Genomic DNA, 17,345 nt, shown 5'->3' with positions numbered 1-17,345 from the left:
GAGCTGGGCTTCGTGCAATAAACAATTTCTCGACTTTGCCAGTTCGCCCTGCTTTTCTGCGCTGATGCCGACTGGCGCACCTGCCATTAAGGATTGAAATGCTCTACGCCATTATCGCCACCGATGTCGAAAACTCCCTGGAAAGTCGTTTGGCTGCTCGCCCCGCGCACGTCGCTCGGCTGGAACAACTGAAAAGCGAAGGCCGCCTGGTGCTCGCCGGCCCGCATCCTGCAATCGACAGTAACGACCCTGGCCCGGCAGGCTTTTCCGGTAGCCTGATCGTTGCCGAATTCGAATCGCTGAATGCCGCCCAAGGCTGGGCCGATGCCGACCCTTATCGCGCGGCCGGAGTCTACGCCTCGGTGCTGGTCAAGCCGTTCAAACTGGTTCTTCCTTAATTCGCGAGCAGGCCGTTGAAAAACGTAGGCGAGGCAGACAAGACAAAGACTAGGCGTCCCCGCAAAAACGGCCGCAGCGGAGTAACAGCCGTAGGCTGGCCCGCAGGGCGAACGAAGCGAGTCAAAAGAGGACTGGGCTCGCACGCGAGGCCGTTTTTAACGCCCCCTCTTTTATCAAGAGGGCCAACGCAGGTAGTTTTACAACGGCCTGCTGGTCGCTGCTTGCCGACAACCACCCAACAGGACATAGGAGTTCCGATGCGCCCAGGCCCGTGGTCTTTTCTGTTTACGCTATTGCTGCTGCCGCTCGCTCTGCACGCCGAGCAAACCCCGCCTGCTACCGCGGAGCAAGCGCAGATCGATGCCCTCGAACAGCGTCTGGCCACCAGCGAGCAACAGCGCGAAGCATTGGGCGCAGAACTGCAAGCCAGCGGTGACGGTAGCGCACTCCTACAGCGCCTGCGCCAGGAAAACCAACGCCTCAAGCTGCAGCTGAAGAAAATCCAGGCCGAGGCGCCCGAGCCTTTGCTCGACGATCGGCAACAATGGTTTGCCGTCGGCGCCGGCGCAGCACTGCTGGGCGTCATTCTCGGCGGATTGCTGCGCGGCAAACGCCGCTCGCGGCGTGAGTGGATAAACTGAACCCGTATGAGCACCCTCCTGTTAATCGACGACGACATCGAACTGTGCGAGCTGCTGACCAGTTGGCTGACCCAGGAAGGTTTCCAGGTCAGTGCCTGCCATGATGGCAACAGCGCACGCCGCGCCCTGGACGATCAGGCTCCTGACGCGGTGGTACTCGATGTGATGCTGCCCGACGGCAGCGGCCTGGAACTGCTCAAGCAATTGCGCAGCGACCATCCCGGGCTGCCGGTATTGATGCTCTCTGCCCGCGGCGAGCCGCTGGACCGGATCCTCGGCCTGGAACTCGGCGCCGACGACTACCTGGCCAAGCCCTGCGACCCCCGCGAGCTGACCGCCCGCTTGCGCGCCGTGTTGCGGCGCAGCCTGCATCCGGCCGTGTCCAGCCAGCTGCAACTGGGCGACCTGTGCTTCAGCCAGGCACGCGGCGTGGTGACGATCGGCGAACACGAGGTCATTCTCACCCTGTCGGAGAGTCGCCTGCTCGAAGCCCTGCTGCAGCAGCCCGGCGAACCCGTGGACAAGCAGGAACTGGCGCAACTGGCGCTGGGCCGCAAACTGACCCTGTACGACCGCAGCCTGGACATGCACGTCAGCAACCTGCGCAAGAAACTCGGCCCGCACCCGGACGGACGCCCGCGCATCCTCGCCCTGCGCAGCCGCGGCTACTACTACAGCGCCTGACGCAACGAGGTAAAGCCAGTCTCGGCTCGGCTTTACCCAGGCTTTACCCTTGCCTGACGGCCCTTGACCTTGACCGCTCTAGACTGGGCACATCCGGTAACTGACCTGCATCGAGACAAGGAGACACACCATGCGCAAGACTCTCACCGCCCTGTTACTCACACTGACCCTGCCGACGCTGGCCATGGCCATGCCCGAAGGCGGCCCGCAGCACGGCGACGGCTATGGCCACGGCGGCAGCCACGGTGACCGACATGGCTCGCGGATGTTCAAAGACCTCGACCTGAGCCGGGAGCAACAGCGCGAAATCCGCAAGTTGATGGGCGAGCAGATGAAAAGCCGCCACGAGATCACCCGACGCTACCTGGAAAAGCTGCCGGCGGCCGAACAGAAGGCCATGCAGGATGAGCTGAAAGCCGCCAAGGACAAGCGACACAGCAGCATTCGCGATCTGCTCGAACCCGAACAGCAGAAGGCCTTCGACGAGCACCAGAAGAAAATGCAGGAACGTCGCGCCGAGCGTGCAGCCTTCAACGCCTGGAAGGCCGAACAGGCCAACAAGGCCGAATAACCGCCGCAGGCTGGCTTCGGCCAGCCGCGCATGCCAGCACAAACCCACCCATCAAGCCCTGTCTTGATGGGTTTTTTCGCTGCCTTTTCGCTACCAAGAAGGAGTCATCCGTGCGTTCATTGTTCTGGCGCATCTTCGCCAGCTTCTGGCTGGCCCTTGCCCTGGTTGCCGGGCTATCCATGCTGCTGGGACGAGCGCTGAACCAGGACGCCTGGATTCTCAGCCAGCACCCGGCCCTGGATGGTTTGGCCGAAACCTGGACCAGCCTTTATGAACAACGGGGTGCCGACGCCGCCCAGGCCTTTCTCGAGCAGCGCAAAGAGGCCTCGCGCCTCAACGTGCAAGTGCTCGACGACAACGGCCAACCCCTGGTCAGGGGCACCTTCCCGCCGCGCGCCGCTGCCTTCGAGGCGCGCCAACAGAATGAAAAGCGCCTGCCCTGGCGCCGCCTGACCACCGACTACAGCAGCCCGCAGACCGGCGAAACCTACCTGTTCATCTACCGTATCCCGCACCGCGAGCTGACTGCCTGGCACCGCGACAGCCTGCTCTGGCCGCTCAGTGCACTGAGCATCGCCCTGGTGGTGCTGACCCTGTTCAGCCTGCTGGTGACCCTGTCCATCACCCGTCCACTGAATCGCCTGCGTGGCGCCGTGCACGACCTCGGCCAGACCGCCTACCAGCAGGACAGTCTGGCCCGCCTGGCCAATAGGCGCGACGAACTGGGCGTGCTGGCCCGCGACTTCAACCGCATGGGTGCACGCCTGCAAGGGCTGATCGGCAGCCAGCGCCAGTTGCTGCGCGATGTGTCCCACGAACTGCGCTCGCCGCTGGCGCGCTTACGCATCGCACTGGCCTTGGCCGAACGCGCCGACGCCGCCGAGCGGGAAAAGCTCTGGCCTCGCCTGGCGCGCGAATGCGACCGCCTGGAGGCCTTGATCAGCGAGATTCTCGCCCTCGCCCGCCTCGACGCCGATCCTGGCGCAGCGCAACCGGTCGACCTTGCCGCGCTGCTGCGCAAGCGGCAAGAAGAGGCACGACTCGACACCCCGGAGCAGCGGGTGGAGATCGAACTGAAACCCGGCGTGAGCCTGCACGGCTGGCCGGACATGCTCGAACGGGCACTGGACAACCTGCTGCGCAACGCCTTGCGCTTCAATCCGGCAGGCCAACCGATCGAACTCAAGGCCGAGCGCCAGGCCGACGAACTGTGCCTCAGCGTACGCGACCACGGGCCTGGCGTTGCCGCCGAATACCTGACCCGTTTGGGCGAACCCTTCTTCCGCGCCCCCGGACAAAGCGCCCCCGGGCATGGGCTCGGCCTGGCGATCGCCCGCCGCGCCGCCGAGCGCCACGGCGGCCGACTGCTGCTGCGCAACCACCCCGAAGGCGGCTTCAGCGCCAGCCTGCTGCTGCCGCTAAAGCCACAGGCCAGACTGTAAGGGCGGGGCGGCTTTGACGGCGCTCCGTTCGGAGGCAGGGCGGCTTCGGAGCGCAGCGACAACCCGCCAGCTTTTGTGCCGCGCCGATGAGCCTGCGCCCTCCCCCCTACAAATCGCCCGTTACGCGCCCGGCCAGGCGCTGACGAAATCGGCGACAGGCAAAGGCGCGGGTTTGCGCAATTCGCGTTCGGCGGTTCCCAGGTAGAGGAAGGCGACGACTTGTTCGTCACTGGCCAAGCCAAGGCCCGTCGCCACCTGAGCGTTGTAGGCCAGCTCACCGGTGCGCCAGACCGCGCCTATGCCCTGGGCATGGGCGGCTAGCAGAATGGCATGGCTAGCGCAACCCGCGGCAATAACCTGTTCCTGCGGCGGCACCTTGGCATGGGCCTTTACACGTGCGATTACCACGACCAGCAAAGGCGCCCGCAGCGGCATGGCACGCGCCTTGGCCAAGGCCTCCTCGCCGACTTCACCCTCACCGGCCGCCAGGGCCTGGGCGAACAAGTCACCCAACTGCTCACGCGCCGCCCCCTCGATGGTGAGAAAGCGCCACGGCCTCAACTGGCCGTGATCCGGTGCACGCAATGCTGCGCGAAACATCAGTTCGCGCTGCGCGGCATCCGGTGCAGGCTCGCGCAAACGCGGCGCTGAAACACGATTGAGCAGAGCATCGAGAGCATCCATCGGCCACCTCTTGAATAAAAATAAGCGGGAATTCTAGAGCGTGGCAGCGGCTGGCGGGGAAAAATCCGTTACTCGACGCGCAAACCGACAGCAGAAATCAACGGCACGGGTTAGCGCAAACAAACGTTCAGGCTCTAGGGTCACGCCAACGTTGAACTGTCGGTTAATCACGCCTTATCCATGACCGCGAACCCGTAGGGCAGGTTAGGCGCGCGGCAGTCGATCAACGGTGGCCAGCGAAACCAGGCGCGCCGTAACCCGCCACCGGCGCAACGCAGTCCAGTTTCGAGGCGAGGCGCCTGGCGGGTTACGCGGCGCGCCACGATAGCGGTGCCTGATCGTTCGCAGCTTGGCGCCGCTAACCCGCCCTACGCAACCCGCTCCGGCGCCACACTCGGCCTTACCGGTGGCGTCAACGGCGGCAGACCGTGGGCGCGCCGGGCATCGTCACAGCGCGGCTCAGGCTCGCCGTTGGCCCAGGACGCCTCGAATTCTCGGCATGGGCTGGCGCGTTGCTCATAGAGCGTACAGCGTACGCCCTGCCCCACGTCGCCAAGCAGGGCGACACAGCGAGCCGGCTTGTACTCGGTGCCGCGCATGGCGACCCGGTGCGGAGTGATCAGCACCACCTGGTCGTCCGGCACCGTGCCGCCGGCCGATTGGCACTCACCCCAGAAGAAAGACACACGAAAATGCGCGCAGCAGGCGCCACACGTAAGGCAAGGATTAGCGTTCGACATGATTTTAGAGGGCTCAGAAACCGGCAAGGGCCGGCACCTGGCGGCTATTCTATGCCTAGCCATGCACTTGTAAAGCCCCTTGTAATGGCTGGTTTACAGCCCCGACCGCGCGAGTACAATGGCGCCCTTTGCCGCCCTCAATCCGAGCCCCCTGCATGGCCTTGCCGACCCTACGGATCATCGCGTTCATCAACGGCATCTTCCTGATCACCCTGGCCATCAGCATGGTCGTGCCGATGCTCACCCTGCTGACCTTCGACAGATCCTACGAACTCAATGCCTTCCTCTGGTCGAGCATGATCACCTTTGTCGCCGGGCTGGCCATGGTGGCCCAGGGGCGCCCGAAAGATGTTCAATTACGGCCTCGCGACATGTACATGCTGACTACCGCCAGCTGGTTGATCGTGTGCATATTCGCCGCCCTGCCGATGGCGCTGATCCACCATATCAGCTACACCGATGCCTTCTTCGAGACCATGTCCGGGGTCACCACCACCGGCTCGACGGTGCTCTCCGGGCTGGACGACGCCTCGCCGGGCCTGCTGATCTGGCGTTCGATGCTGCAATGGCTCGGCGGCATCGGCTTCATCGCCATGGCCGTGGCGGTCCTGCCGCTGCTGCGGGTCGGTGGCATGCGCCTGTTCCAGACCGAATCCTCGGACTGGGGCGAGAAGGTCATGCCGCGCTCGCATATGGCGGCCAAGTACATCGTCGCCATCTACCTGGCCTTCACCCTGATCGGCATCCTCGCCTACTGGTTCTCCGGCATGAGCTGGTTCGATGCCCTCAACCATTCCATGACCTCGATTTCCACTGCCGGCTACTCCACCTCGGATGCCTCCATGGGCAACTTCGACCCGGCCAGCCATTGGGTCGCCATCGTCCTGATGCTGCTCGGCAGCCTGCCCTTCACCCTGTATGTCGCCAGCCTGCGCGGCAACTACAAGGCATTGCTCAAGGACCAGCAGGTGCGCGGTTTCATCGGCATGCTGATAGTGGTCTGCCTGGTGTTCAGCACCTGGCTCTGGCTCAACTCCGAACATGCCTTTGGCGACGCCCTGCGCCTGGCCAGTTTCAATGTGGTATCGATAGCCACCACTACCGGCTATGCCATCGGCGACTACAGCACCTGGGGCGGTTTCGCCTTCATGGCCTTCTTCTACCTGACCTTCGTCGGCGGCTGCTCCGGTTCCACCACCGGCGGCCTGAAGATGTTCCGTTTCCAGGTCGCCCTGTCCCTGCTGCGGGCCAACCTGAAACAGATGGTCCACCCGCGAGCGGTGATCAAGCAGCAATACAACGGCCACAACCTCGATGAAGAGATCGTTCGCTCGATTCTCACCTTCTCCTTTTTTATCACCATGACCATAGGCGCCATCGCCCTGTTCCTGGCGATGCTCGGGCTCGACCCCATCACCGCACTGACCGGCGCCGCCACCGCAGTGTGCAACGTAGGTCCTGGCCTGGGCCCGATCATCGGCCCGGCCGGCAACTTCGCCAGCCTGCCGGATGCCGCCAAGTGGGTACTCGCCGCCGGCATGCTGCTCGGCCGCCTGGAGATCATTACCGTGCTGGTGCTGTTTACCGCCAGCTTCTGGCGGCATTGAGCACTGCCCACCCGGGTAGCTATAAACGTGCGCGGTACTCGCCCGGGGTGATGGCGAACCAGCGGCGGAACGCGCGGAAGAAATTGCTCGGATCGGCAAAGCCGAGTAGATAGGCCACTTCCAGCAGGGTCAGGTTGGGCTGGGCCAGGTACTGCTCGGCCAGCTCGCGACGGGTGTCATCGAGCAGGCGCTGGAAGCTCGTCCCCTCGTCCTGCAGACGCCGCTGCAGGGTTCGTTGCGACACGTGCAGCGCCTGCGCCACCGCCTCGCGCTTGGGTTCGCCCTGGGGCAACAGGCGGCACAGCACCTGCCGGGCCTGGTGACTCACGCGGCTTTCCGAGAAGCGCGCCAGGTATTCGCCGGCGAATCTGTCGTGCAACTGGGCCAGCGACTCATTGGCCGTCGGCAGAGGCCGGTCCAGGTCAGCCCGCTCGAACAGCAGTGCATAGTGCCCGGCATTGAATTTGAGCGGCGCCTGAAACACCTGCTGAAAGGGCTCGAGATCCGCCGGAGGGTCGCCTTGCAAAAGCACCTGCTGCGGGCGAATGGGCTGGCCGGTCAGCCAGCGGCAGAAGGCCAAGGCGCAGGCCATCGAAGCCTCGGCGCTCTGCCGGGCCGGCGGCAGGCGGTCGCCATGAATCGCCAGGATCAGCTCATAACCCCTGGGCGTGGGACGGAAGCTGAGATCGGCGCCTTCGGCGATGATCCGCTGGTAACGCACCAGCCGTGCCAGCCCCTCGGTCAAGGTGCGGCTGGACATCAAGGCGTAACCGACCACATGGAATGAAGCCGGGCGCACCACCTTGGCCATGTTCAGGCCGATCGCCTGATTGCCCGACAGCTCCACCGCGCGCTGCCACAGCCGCGTCATGTCGTCCTGGGCAAAGCGTGCATCCGGATCTTCCAGCGCGGCGTAATCCAGCCCCAACTCGCGGAAAATCATCCGGCAGTCGACGCCGCCCATTTCCAGGGCCTGGACGATGCCCAGGGCCCAATTCGACGAAGTGGTGCGTTCGCTCATGACGTTATTCTTGTTCGAGTCATCTGGAAGTCGCTTCTCTCGGCCTGGCGGCGAAGGATACTAAACTGGCACTTAATGTCACTGGCCCAACGGGACAGCGCGCCTAGACTGCCAACACGCCACAGCCGCTGATCCGCCGGTGCGGCCAGTAGACGACCAGGAGGCACGCCATGGCTACGCCAACCAGCAAACGCTACACCAGCTTCGCCGAGTTCTATCCCTATTACCTGCAAGAACACAGCAACCCGATCTGCCGCCGCCTGCATTATGTCGGCAGCCTGCTGGTGCTGGGCATCCTCTTCTACGCCCTGGCCACGCAACAGTGGCTGTGGCTACTGGCCATGCCAGTCGCCGGCTATGGCTTTGCCTGGGTCGGCCACTTCGTCTTCGAAAAGAACCGCCCGGCCACCTTTCAATACCCGCTGTACAGTTTCATGGGTGACTGGGCAATGCTCAAGGATGCCTTTACCGGGCGCATCAAATTCTGATCCGCCGGCGTTCAGGCTGCGCCGACGCCAGCCGCTGGACGCCATCTTCACACCGTTGAGCACTGGTGCTTGGCTCGTGTCGCCTCGCTTGGTTATGATCCCTGCTCTGTTGCAATCCTGGTCCAGCGCTTGCAGCGCTACTTAGACGCCCAGCAGAGACGTCGGATAATCAGCAGGGATCGTTTCCACAGCATGAATGCCACTACCCAGAACCGGCTCCACGCACTGCCGGCGCCACCGTTGCGCGAATACTATTCGCGCATACTGGCCTATATCGCCGTGGCCGCAAGCATCGCTGCCGGCACCTATACCCAGCATTTCGGCTACGACATTCTCTGGGTAGTGCCCTATGCCCTGCTCTATCCGCACCTGGTCTACCACCTGAGCCAGCGCTTCAAGCGTGATCATCCGCGAACCGCCACCCTGACCCTGCTGTTCATCGACGCCCTGCACTGCGGCGCGGCGCTCGCCCTGCTCAGTTTCTCGGTCGTGCCCAGCCTGATGTGCCTGCTGATCCTGGCCTTCAGCTCGATGGTGGTCGGTGGCCTGCGCTACCTGGCCCTGGCCATGCTGGTCGCGGCCAGCAGCACGCTGCTCAACACGGCGCTGACCGAACTGAAATTCACCCCCGAGACCCCGGCCCTGGTTGCCCTGGTGAGCATCGCCTTCAGCACCCTGTACATCTGCATCACCGCTTATTTCGTGCACCAGCAGGGCTTGCGCCTGGACCAGGTGCGCTGCGAAATCAAGCGCGAGCAGGAAAAAGCCGCCCGCCTCGCACGCAACCTGGCCAAGTACCTGTCACCGCAGGTATGGGAGTCGATCTTCACCGGCAAGAAGAGCGTGCGCCTGGAGACCCAGCGCAAGAAACTCACGGTGTTCTTCTCCGACATCAAGGGTTTCACCGAGCTGTCCGAGGAACTGGAAGCCGAGGCCCTGACCGACCTGCTCAACAGCTACCTCAACGAGATGTCGAAGATCTGCCTGAAATACGGCGGCACCATCGACAAGTTCATCGGCGACAGCGTCATGGTGTTCTTCGGCGACCCGGCCAGCAAAGGCGCCAAGCAAGATGCAATGGCGGCGGTATCGATGGCCGTGGCCATGCGCAAGCACATGAAAGTGCTGCGCCAGCAATGGCGCGCCCAGGGCATCACCAAGCCGCTGGAAATCCGCATGGGCCTGAACACCGGCTACTGCACGGTGGGCAACTTCGGCGCCGACACACGCATGGACTACACCATCATCGGCCGCGACGTGAACCTCGCCAGCCGCCTGGAAAGCGCTGCCGAAGCCGGCGACATCCTCATCTCCCACGAGACCTACTCGCTGGTCAAGGACATGATCATGTGCCGCGACAAGGGCCAGATCAACGTCAAGGGCTTCACCCGCCCGGTACAAATCTACCAGGTGGTGGACTTCCGCCGCGACCTGGGCGCCACCTCCAGCTATGTCGAGCATGAATTGCCCGGTTTCTCCATGTACCTGGACACCAACGGCATCCAGAACTTCGACAAGCAACGGGTGATCCAGGCGCTGCAGCAGGCCGCCGAGAAACTGCGCGACAAGGTGATCATGTAGGGGCGGCCGCCCTTTCTTCGACGCAGCGCTGTCGCGCAGCAAACTGTGTGCTCAAGGATCAAGACCGTAGGATGGGTCGGGCCGCGTAGGTTAGGCGCCCACAAATTGACCTGCGGTCAGCAGAACAAACGCGCCGTAACCCATCATCGATATTCGCCCTGCCAACGGGTACAGGCTTAAACCGCCCGATGGGTATCGCTGCGCTCAACGCCATCCTACGATATGGCCGTGCCGGATTTTGTAGGATGCGGCGGGCCGCGTAGGCTTGAGCGCAGCGATAGCCATCACAGAGGCCGGCTGATCAGTGCAGCGTAGAATCCAGGTCGGCCCGGGCGTCACTACGCTTTAGCCGCACCGCCCTTTGCCCTAGCGCGCCCTACAACTCCGCGACCGGCTCCTGGCCCTGGCACGGCTCGCCGTCGAGCAAGGGCTGACGGGCCAGGAACTCCAGCGCCGATACCCGCCAGGATTGCTGCGCCGCCAACTCGGCGCAGCGCGTGCGGTTCAGCTCCAGTGCCGCCAGGCAGGCCGCGCGCAAATCCTCGTCCATCACCCCGGTGACGCCCGCCTCCAGCACATCCAGCGGGCCGGGCACCGGAAAGGCCGCCACTGGCGTGCCGCAGGCCAGTGCCTCGAGCATCACCAGGCCATAGGTATCGGTGCGCGAGGGAAATACCAGCACGCAGGCCTGACGATAGGCCTCGGCCAGTTCTGCGCCATGCCGATAGCCGAGAAACTTCACCTGCGGATAGCGCACCTGCAAGGCTTCACGCAGCGGACCGTCGCCGACCACCTGCTTCTCGCCGGGCAGGTCGAGTTCGAGAAAGGCCTCCAGGTTCTTTTCCGCGGCGATCCGCCCGACACAGAGGAACACCGGCTTGATCGCTCCGAGCAGCGGCACCCGCGGCTGAAACAAGCGGGTATCGACGCCCTTGCGCCACAGCGCCAGACGCTGCAGGCCCCAGCCGGCAAACTCCGCACGCAGGCGCTCTGTGGTCACCAGCACCGCCTGGCTCGGGCGATGAAAGGCGCGCAGGTAGGCATAGCCCCAGCGCAGCGGCAACCACGGCCAACGGCCATGGATGTACTCGGGAAAGCGCGTGTGGATGGCGCTGGAAAACGCCAGGCCGCGCTTGCCCAGCCAGCGTCTGGCGGCCCAACCGAGCGGCCCCTCGGTGGCCAGGTGGACGCAGTCGGGCTGAAACTCGCGGATTGCCGGGCCGACCCGCCAGAGGTTCCATGCCAGCGGAATCTCCGGGTAGGTCGGGCACGGCCAGCTGCGAAAATCCTGCGGCGACAGCAGTTCGACCTGATGGCCCAGATCACCCAGTTCGCCGACCAGGGCCTGCAAGCTGGTGACCACGCCGTTGACCTGGGGCAGCCAGGCATCCGAGACGATCAGTATCCTCATGCCGCCGGCTGCTCGGTCAGAGCCAGGGCTTGCCGAGTCTGGTCGTCGGCCAGCCGATACAGCTCGATGCGGCCATCCAGGTGTTCGATCAAGGCGCTGCAGGACTCGACCCAATCGCCGCAGTTCATGTACTCCACCTCGCCCATCGGGCGGATCTCGGCGTGATGGATATGCCCGCAGACCACACCATTGAAGCCGCGCTTGACGCATTCGTGGACGATCGCCTGCTCAAAGTCGCTGATGAAGCTCACCGCGCCCTTGACCTTGTGCTTGAGGTAGGCCGACAGCGACCAATAACCGTAGCCGTAACGACTGCGCCAGTGATTGAGCCAGCGGTTGAGGGTCAGGGTGATCTCGTAGGCCGAGTCGCCGAGAAAGGCCAGCCAGCGGTGGTAGCGAGTGATCACATCGAACTGGTCGCCATGGATCACCAGCAGCCGGCGACCGTCGGCGGTGACGTGCTCGGCCTCGTCGACCAACTGGATATTGCCCAGCATCAGCGACGAATAGCGGCGCAGGAACTCGTCGTGATTGCCGGTGACATAGATCACCTCGGTGCCGCGCTTGCTCATGGTCAGCAGGCGGCGGATCACGTTGCTGTGCGCCTGCGGCCAGTAGATGCCGCTGCGCAGCCGCCAGCCGTCGATGATATCGCCCACCAGGTAAATCCGGTCGGTTTGGTAGCGCTTGAGAAACGCCGCCAGGTGTTCGGCCTGGCAATCCCGGGTGCCCAGGTGGACATCGGAAATCCACAGGGTGCGAACTCGTTGCTTGCGACTCGGCTTGGCGAGCTGGGCGCTGGTCATGGGCGGCCTCCGGCTGGGTTTTCAAGAGCGTGCCTGCCTGCGGTGAAACGACTGTGACAACTCCATGGCGGTTCAATGACAGCGCCCCGCCACGACCAGGCGCAACGGCCTGCTAAACTGGCCGCCTGTCATGAGGACCTTGCCATGCCGTCGCCGCTCTCTTTGCGTCACTACAGCCATGAACTGCTCAACCACAGCCATGCCCATGCGCAGCTGGTCTTCGGCCTGAGCGGCCAACTGGACTTCGAAGTCGCCGGACTGGGCAGCCGGGTGATCCGCCAGACCCTCGCCGTGGTGCCGGCGACGGCGCAACACGCCTGTGGCAGCAGCAGCGGCAGCCAGTGCCTGGTGCTCGACGTGCCCTCCGAGCACTGGCTGCAACAGCACCTGGGCATGCATGCCGATGCCAGCCGACGCTTGCTCGAGCGCCCCGGCGCCCTGAGCCTCAACCCGGCGCAAAGCCAGCTGGTGAGTTGGCTGGCGGCCAGCCCGATCAATGACCCGGTGATCGCCCAGCAAGGCGCAGCGCTGTTGCTGGCCAGCCTGGCAAGCGAGCGCGTCGAGCTGCCGGGCGTGCCAGGCTTGCCGCTGGCAGCCCTGGACGCGCATATCGACCGGCATGCCGCCTACCCGCTGCAGGTTGGCGATCTGGCGCGGTTGGCCGGTTTGTCGGCGGCGCGTTTCCATGCGCGCTTTCTCGACGAGACCGGGCAGACGCCCATGGCCTATGTGCGCAGCCGGCGCCTGCTGCTGGGCCGACAGTTGCTGTGCACCAGCCATCTGGCGGTCAGCGAGATCGCGGCGCGGGTTGGCTACAGCTCGCAAAGCGCCTTTACCGCGGCGCTATTGCGCCAGTTCGGCTGCACCCCGCGCGCGCTGCGCCAGCGCCGCGAGTAACGCGACAAAGCTCGCGACTCCCGCGACAGACAGGGCCCGCTTCTCTCCCTAGACTGCATGCAACATCAGCTAGCCGGGGAAGCGTTATGCAGCAGATCGAATGGGAAGACTTTCAGCGGGTGGAATTGCGCGTGGGCACGCTGCTGTCCGCCGAGCCGAACGACAAAGCCCGCAAGCCGGCCTATGTGCTGCGGGTCGACCTCGGCGAACTCGGGGTGAAGACCTCCAGCGCGCAACTCACCGAGCACTACCCCTGTGCCGAGCTGGTTGGCCGCCAGGTGCTCTGCGTGTGTAATTTCGCCCCCAAACGCATCGCCGGCATCCGCTCCGAGGTGCTGGTCACCGGCGTCTATGACGCCGACAACAAGGTGGTACTGGCCAGCTTCGACAAACCGCTGCCCAATGGCGCGCGCCTGGCATGACCGAACGCAAGGCACTGCTGGCGATTCACCTGGGCGCCCTGCTGTTCGGCCTGTCGGGGATCTTCGGCAAACTGGCGAATACCCTGCCCCTGGCCATCGTCGCCGGCCGGGCGATCTTCGCCGTCGTCGCCCTCGCCCTGTTCGCCCGTCTCCTCAACCAGAACCACAGCCAGCGCCCAAACGCCCGACAGCTGGCCATGCTGGCGCTTGGCGGCTTATTGCTCGGCAGCCATTGGCTGACCTTCTTCGAGGCGGTGAAGGTTTCCGGCGTGGCCATCGCCACCCTCGGCTTCGCCAGTTTCCCGGCGTTTACCGTGCTGCTCGAAGGCCTGCTGTTTCGCGAACGTACGCGGTCCAGCGAATTCGCCATGGTCGCCCTGGTCTGCCTGGGGTTGATCCTGGTCACGCCGAACTTCGACCTCGGCAACCAGGCCACCGTCGGACTGCTCTGGGCCATATTGTCGGGCTTGCTGTTCGCCCTGCTGTCGCTGCTCAACCGCGCCGGTACCCGCGGTCTGGATCCGGTGCAGGCGGCGCTCTGCCAGAACCTCACGGTGCTGCTGTGCTTCCTGCCTTTCGCCTGGCCCCTGCTGCCCAGCCTGGCGCTGCTCGACTGGTTCTGGCTGGGCCTGCTCGGAGTGTTCTGTACTGGCTTGGCGCACAGCCTGTTCGTCGCCAGCCTGCGCGTGATCAAGGCGCGCAGCGCCGCGGTGATCTTTGCCCTGGAGCCGGTCTACGGCATCGCCTTCGCCTGGTGGCTGTTCAATGAAATACCCACCCTGCGCATGCTCCTCGGCGGCACGCTGATCATCCTGGCGATCTTCTTCTCGGCGCGCATGGCGCGCTGAGCGACCAACTGGCGAAGGGCCGGGTGAACCCTCGCCAGTCCTGGCCGCACCTGGAGCCGGATTACGCCGGCTTGCCCTTGGCGCGCATCCTGTCGGCCATGCTGATCATTTCGTCATACAGCAGCTGCGGGTTCTTCTGCTTCAACGCCCAGGCCATGCGGCCCTGCTCGTGGGGCAGAATCATGAACTCGCCCTTGGCCATCGCGTCATAGATGTAGTCGGCGATGTTCGCGGCGCTGATCGGCGAGCTTTCCAGCAGTTTGCCGACCTGGGCCTTCATCGCCGGCGTCGGGCCACGGAAGGAGTCGAGCAGGTTGGTCTGGAAGAACGACGGGCAGACCACATGCACCCCGATTTCCTGTGCCTTCAACTCGATCAGCAGGCTTTCCGACAGCGCCACCACACCGGCCTTGGCCACGTTGTAGTTGCTCATCGCCGGGCCTTGCATCAGGGCCGCCATCGACGCGATGTTGACGATCGTGCCCTTGCTGCGCTCGAGCAAGGGCAAGAACGCCTTGCAGCCCTTGACCACGCCCATCAGGTTGATCGCGATCTGCCAGTCCCAGTCTTCCAGCGACAGCTCGTCGAAGAAACCACCCGACGCCACGCCGGCGTTATTGACGATCACATCGATGCCGCCGAACTTTGCCTCGCAGGCCTGCGCCAGTGCGGTCAGCTGACTGTAATCGCGCACATCGCAGCTCTTGGCGAAACCATCGCCGCCGGCTGCGCGGACCAATTCCAGGGTCTCGCCGAGACCCGCCTCGTTGACATCGGCGAGCGCCAGGCGCCAGCCCTCGCGTGCCCAGCGCAGGGCGATTTCACGCCCCAACCCCGAACCCGCACCGGTAATCATCATGCGATTTTGCATATGGAAGTCGCCTTATCTTGTGCGCTGAAAAAGAATACAAGGCGCAGTGTAGCCAAGGAAATATCCAGCCCCACGCACCATCATGCCGCTGAATGACCCAGGCAAACCACCGTCGCTGCACCCCGCACCGGTGATCGCAGGTTGCTTGAGGTATTGGGCCGGCACAGCGCGATCAGAGCGTTGCCATTCGGCGAAAACATGGTACCGGTCCGCGACCGGCACCATGTTTCAGGGCGGCGGCGCGGGTCAGGCGAGGCTTTTGCTGACCACCTCATAAACATCGCTGGACAGTTCGCCAGAGACGAGGATCCGTTCCAGCTCGGCCTTCATCAAGGCCTGACGCGCATCGTCGTATTTGCCCCAACGGGTTAACGGCCCGAGCAGCCGCGCGGCGATCTGCGGGTTGAGGGCATTGAGGGTAATCACCTGATCGGCCAGGAAGCGATAGCCGCTGCCGTCGGCCTGATGGAAGTTGACCAGGTTCTGCCCGCTGAAGGCCCCGATCAGGGCGCGCACCTTGTTCGGGTTTTTCAGGGTGAAGGCCGGGTGCGTCATCAGTTGCTGCACGCGCGCCAAGCCGCCCGGCAGGCTGCAGGCCGCCTGCACGCTGAACCACTGGTCCATGACCAGGGGGTTGTCCTTGAAGAACTCGGCAAAGCTGGCCAGGGTCTTGGCCTTTTCCGCTTCGAACGGCGAATTGACCAGCACCGCCAAGGCCGCCAGACGCTCGGTCATGTTGTCGCACGCCTCGAACTGCTCCAGGCAGGCGGCCAGCACCTCGGGCTTGCCGCTGAGCATCAGGTAGGACAGCGCGATGTTCTGCAGGCTGCGCCGGGCGAAGTGTTCGGCCTCGGCGACATAGGCGGTGCTGCGCGAAAGCTCGCGATTGGCCTGGTAACGCTGCCAGAGCAGATCGAACAGCGCCTCGGCCAGTTGCTGGCGGGCGAATTCGCGGGCGCTGTGGATGGCCTCGACATCGGCCACCGTGCTGATTTCGCTGAGGTAGGCCTCACCCGGCAACGAAAGCAGCTCGGCGACCATGGCCTGATCCAGCGACGCGTTCTCCAGCACGCTGCGCAGGGCGCTGACCAGGCGCTGATCGAGCTGCAAGGTCTCGCCGCGCTGATGCTGGCCGATCAACTCCTGCAACACCTGCACGGACAACTGCTGACCGGCTTCCCAGCGATTGAAGCCGTCGGCGTCGTGCTGCATGAGGAACATCAACTGATCGCGGCTGTAGGGAAAGCTCAGCTTGACCGGCGCGGAGAAGCCGCGCAGCAACGAGGGTAGCGGCTGTTCGGCGACATCGACGAAGGTCACCACTTGCTCGGCTTCGGTGATCGATATCACCCGCGACGTCGCCCCTGCGACGGCTTCACCTTGCAGGCGCAGCGGCAAGGCCTGGCCCTGCGCGCCGAGCAACCCCAACTCCACGGGAATCACGAAGGGCTGCTTGTCCTTCTGCCCCGGCGTCGGCGGGCAGCTCTGCCTGAAGCTCAGGTTGTAGGTCTTGGCGGCGGCATCGTAGGCCCCGCTGACGGCCAAACGCGGCGTACCGCCCTGGCTGTACCAGCGCTTGAACTGGCTCAGGTCGACGCCATTGGCGTCTTCCATGGCCTTGATGAAATCGTCGCAGGTCACCGCCTGGCCATCGTGGCGCTCGAAGTACAGATCGCTGCCCTGGCGGAAGCCCGCGGCGCCGACCAGCGTGCGGATCATGCGCACCACTTCCGAACCCTTCTCGTAGACGGTCAGGGTGTAGAAGTTGGAAATCTCCATGAACGACTCGGGACGCACCGGATGGGCCATGGGGCCGGCATCCTCGGCGAACTGGTGAGTGCGCAGGTAGGCCACGTCCTCGATGCGCTTGACCGTGCGCGAGTTCATGTCGGCGCTGAATTCGGCGTCGCGGAATACCGTGAAGCCTTCCTTGAGCGACAGCTGGAACCAGTCGCGGCAGGTCACCCGGTTGCCCGACCAGTTGTGGAAGTACTCGTGGGCGACCACCGCCTCGACCCGCTGGTGCGCCGCGTCGGTGGCGGTCTCGGCCTTGGCCAGCACGCAGCTGGAGTTGAAGATATTGAGGCCCTTGTTCTCCATGGCGCCCATGTTGAAGTCGTTGACCGCGACGATCATGAAGATGTCCAGGTCGTACTCGCGGCCATAGACCTGCTCGTCCCACTTCATCGACTTCTTCAGGCTGTCCATGGCGTGCTGGCACTTGTCGATGTT

The 17,345-nt window shown here is 64.2% G+C and carries 18 protein-coding genes; 11 read left to right on the top strand and 7 right to left on the bottom strand.

The genetic code is table 11. From position 1 onward, the window contains the following. Nucleotides 1-98: 98 nt before the first annotated feature. The 5 genes from ABZE94_RS02425 to ABZE94_RS02405 all read left to right on the top strand — a co-directional run bounded on the left by ABZE94_RS02425 (nucleotide 99) and on the right by ABZE94_RS02405 (nucleotide 3,737). Nucleotides 99-398 carry a YciI family protein gene (locus ABZE94_RS02425; protein WP_372873941.1) on the top strand — a complete coding sequence of 100 codons (300 nt, stop codon included), beginning with the start codon at nucleotides 99-101 and terminating at the stop codon, nucleotides 396-398. Between the two features lie 258 nt (nucleotides 399-656). Continuing rightward, nucleotides 657-1,040 (top strand): translation initiation factor 2, encoded by a 384-nt coding sequence (locus tag ABZE94_RS02420; protein ID WP_372873940.1) that lies wholly within the window; start codon nucleotides 657-659, stop codon nucleotides 1,038-1,040. A 6-nt stretch (nucleotides 1,041-1,046) separates the two neighbouring features. Further along, complete coding sequence (locus ABZE94_RS02415; protein ID WP_372873939.1) at nucleotides 1,047-1,724, top strand: response regulator transcription factor; 678 nt, start codon at nucleotides 1,047-1,049, stop codon at nucleotides 1,722-1,724. Nucleotides 1,725-1,854: 130 nt separating this feature from the next. Further along, nucleotides 1,855-2,295, top strand: coding sequence for a Spy/CpxP family protein refolding chaperone (locus ABZE94_RS02410; RefSeq protein ID WP_372873938.1), 441 nt, complete (start codon nucleotides 1,855-1,857; stop codon nucleotides 2,293-2,295). Nucleotides 2,296-2,405: 110 nt separating this feature from the next. Beyond that, entirely contained in the window at nucleotides 2,406-3,737 is a 1,332-nt protein-coding gene (locus ABZE94_RS02405; protein ID WP_372873937.1) for a sensor histidine kinase, read from the top strand. 120 nt (nucleotides 3,738-3,857) lie between these two features. Here the strand turns inward: ABZE94_RS02405 and ABZE94_RS02400 are convergent, their stop codons facing one another. Both ABZE94_RS02400 and ABZE94_RS02395 read right to left on the bottom strand, forming a co-directional pair. After that, nucleotides 3,858-4,421, bottom strand: a complete 564-nt coding sequence (locus ABZE94_RS02400) for a nitroreductase family protein (protein ID WP_372873936.1) — start codon at nucleotides 4,419-4,421, stop codon at nucleotides 3,858-3,860. A 368-nt stretch (nucleotides 4,422-4,789) separates the two neighbouring features. Next, nucleotides 4,790-5,161, bottom strand: coding sequence for a YkgJ family cysteine cluster protein (locus ABZE94_RS02395; RefSeq protein ID WP_372873935.1), 372 nt, complete (start codon nucleotides 5,159-5,161; stop codon nucleotides 4,790-4,792). Between the two features lie 155 nt (nucleotides 5,162-5,316). Here ABZE94_RS02395 and ABZE94_RS02390 point away from each other — a divergent pair, with 155 nt between their 5' ends. Beyond that, the gene (locus tag ABZE94_RS02390) at nucleotides 5,317-6,768 is read left to right on the top strand and encodes a TrkH family potassium uptake protein (RefSeq protein WP_372873934.1); all 1,452 of its coding nucleotides are present in this window, start codon (nucleotides 5,317-5,319) and stop codon (nucleotides 6,766-6,768) included. Between the two features lie 19 nt (nucleotides 6,769-6,787). Here ABZE94_RS02390 and ABZE94_RS02385 read toward each other — a convergent pair whose 3' ends face one another. Then, the gene (locus ABZE94_RS02385) at nucleotides 6,788-7,789 is read right to left on the bottom strand and encodes an AraC family transcriptional regulator (RefSeq protein WP_372873933.1); all 1,002 of its coding nucleotides are present in this window, start codon (nucleotides 7,787-7,789) and stop codon (nucleotides 6,788-6,790) included. Nucleotides 7,790-7,959: 170 nt separating this feature from the next. On the opposite strand from ABZE94_RS02385, the gene ABZE94_RS02380 reads away from it, so the two are divergent. Then, nucleotides 7,960-8,277: an Mpo1-like protein gene (locus ABZE94_RS02380; protein ID WP_372873932.1), complete on the top strand. Its 318-nt coding sequence runs from the start codon at nucleotides 7,960-7,962 to the stop codon at nucleotides 8,275-8,277. Between the two features lie 192 nt (nucleotides 8,278-8,469). Next, nucleotides 8,470-9,858, top strand: coding sequence for an adenylate/guanylate cyclase domain-containing protein (locus tag ABZE94_RS02375; protein ID WP_372873931.1), 1,389 nt, complete (start codon nucleotides 8,470-8,472; stop codon nucleotides 9,856-9,858). 376 nt (nucleotides 9,859-10,234) lie between these two features. Here ABZE94_RS02375 and ABZE94_RS02370 read toward each other — a convergent pair whose 3' ends face one another. Continuing rightward, nucleotides 10,235-11,269 carry a glycosyltransferase family 4 protein gene (locus ABZE94_RS02370; protein ID WP_372873930.1) on the bottom strand — a complete coding sequence of 345 codons (1,035 nt, stop codon included), beginning with the start codon at nucleotides 11,267-11,269 and terminating at the stop codon, nucleotides 10,235-10,237. Continuing rightward, a complete protein-coding gene (locus ABZE94_RS02365; protein WP_372873929.1) occupies nucleotides 11,266-12,075 on the bottom strand; it encodes a UDP-2,3-diacylglucosamine diphosphatase in 810 nt (269 codons plus the stop codon). Before ABZE94_RS02365 ends, ABZE94_RS02370 begins: the two co-directional genes overlap by 4 nt. Before the next feature lie 144 nt (nucleotides 12,076-12,219). Between ABZE94_RS02365 and ABZE94_RS02360 the strand changes: the two genes are divergently transcribed. The 3 genes from ABZE94_RS02360 to ABZE94_RS02350 all read left to right on the top strand — a co-directional run bounded on the left by ABZE94_RS02360 (nucleotide 12,220) and on the right by ABZE94_RS02350 (nucleotide 14,242). Next, complete coding sequence (locus ABZE94_RS02360; RefSeq protein WP_372873928.1) at nucleotides 12,220-12,972, top strand: AraC family transcriptional regulator; 753 nt, start codon at nucleotides 12,220-12,222, stop codon at nucleotides 12,970-12,972. A gap of 86 nt (nucleotides 12,973-13,058) precedes the next feature. Further along, on the top strand, nucleotides 13,059-13,394 hold the full coding sequence (locus tag ABZE94_RS02355) for a tRNA-binding protein (RefSeq protein WP_372873927.1): 336 nt from the start codon (nucleotides 13,059-13,061) through the stop codon (nucleotides 13,392-13,394). Continuing rightward, nucleotides 13,391-14,242: a DMT family transporter gene (locus tag ABZE94_RS02350; protein ID WP_372873926.1), complete on the top strand. Its 852-nt coding sequence runs from the start codon at nucleotides 13,391-13,393 to the stop codon at nucleotides 14,240-14,242. The genes ABZE94_RS02355 and ABZE94_RS02350 overlap by 4 nt, the downstream gene beginning before the upstream one ends. Before the next feature lie 61 nt (nucleotides 14,243-14,303). Here ABZE94_RS02350 and ABZE94_RS02345 read toward each other — a convergent pair whose 3' ends face one another. Together ABZE94_RS02345 and pepN are read right to left on the bottom strand one after the other, a co-directional pair. Next, on the bottom strand, nucleotides 14,304-15,113 hold the full coding sequence (locus tag ABZE94_RS02345) for an SDR family oxidoreductase (protein ID WP_372873925.1): 810 nt from the start codon (nucleotides 15,111-15,113) through the stop codon (nucleotides 14,304-14,306). A 246-nt stretch (nucleotides 15,114-15,359) separates the two neighbouring features. Continuing rightward, on the bottom strand, nucleotides 15,360-17,345 hold a 1,986-nt coding region (pepN, locus tag ABZE94_RS02340), incomplete at its 5' end, for an aminopeptidase N (protein WP_372873924.1).

It is taken from the genome of Pseudomonas sp., from assembly GCF_041601375.1.
Lineage (GTDB): Bacteria > Pseudomonadota > Gammaproteobacteria > Pseudomonadales > Pseudomonadaceae > Aquipseudomonas.
Note: the sequence above shows the minus strand (reverse complement) of the source record. Positions and strands in the feature narration are given on the sequence as shown.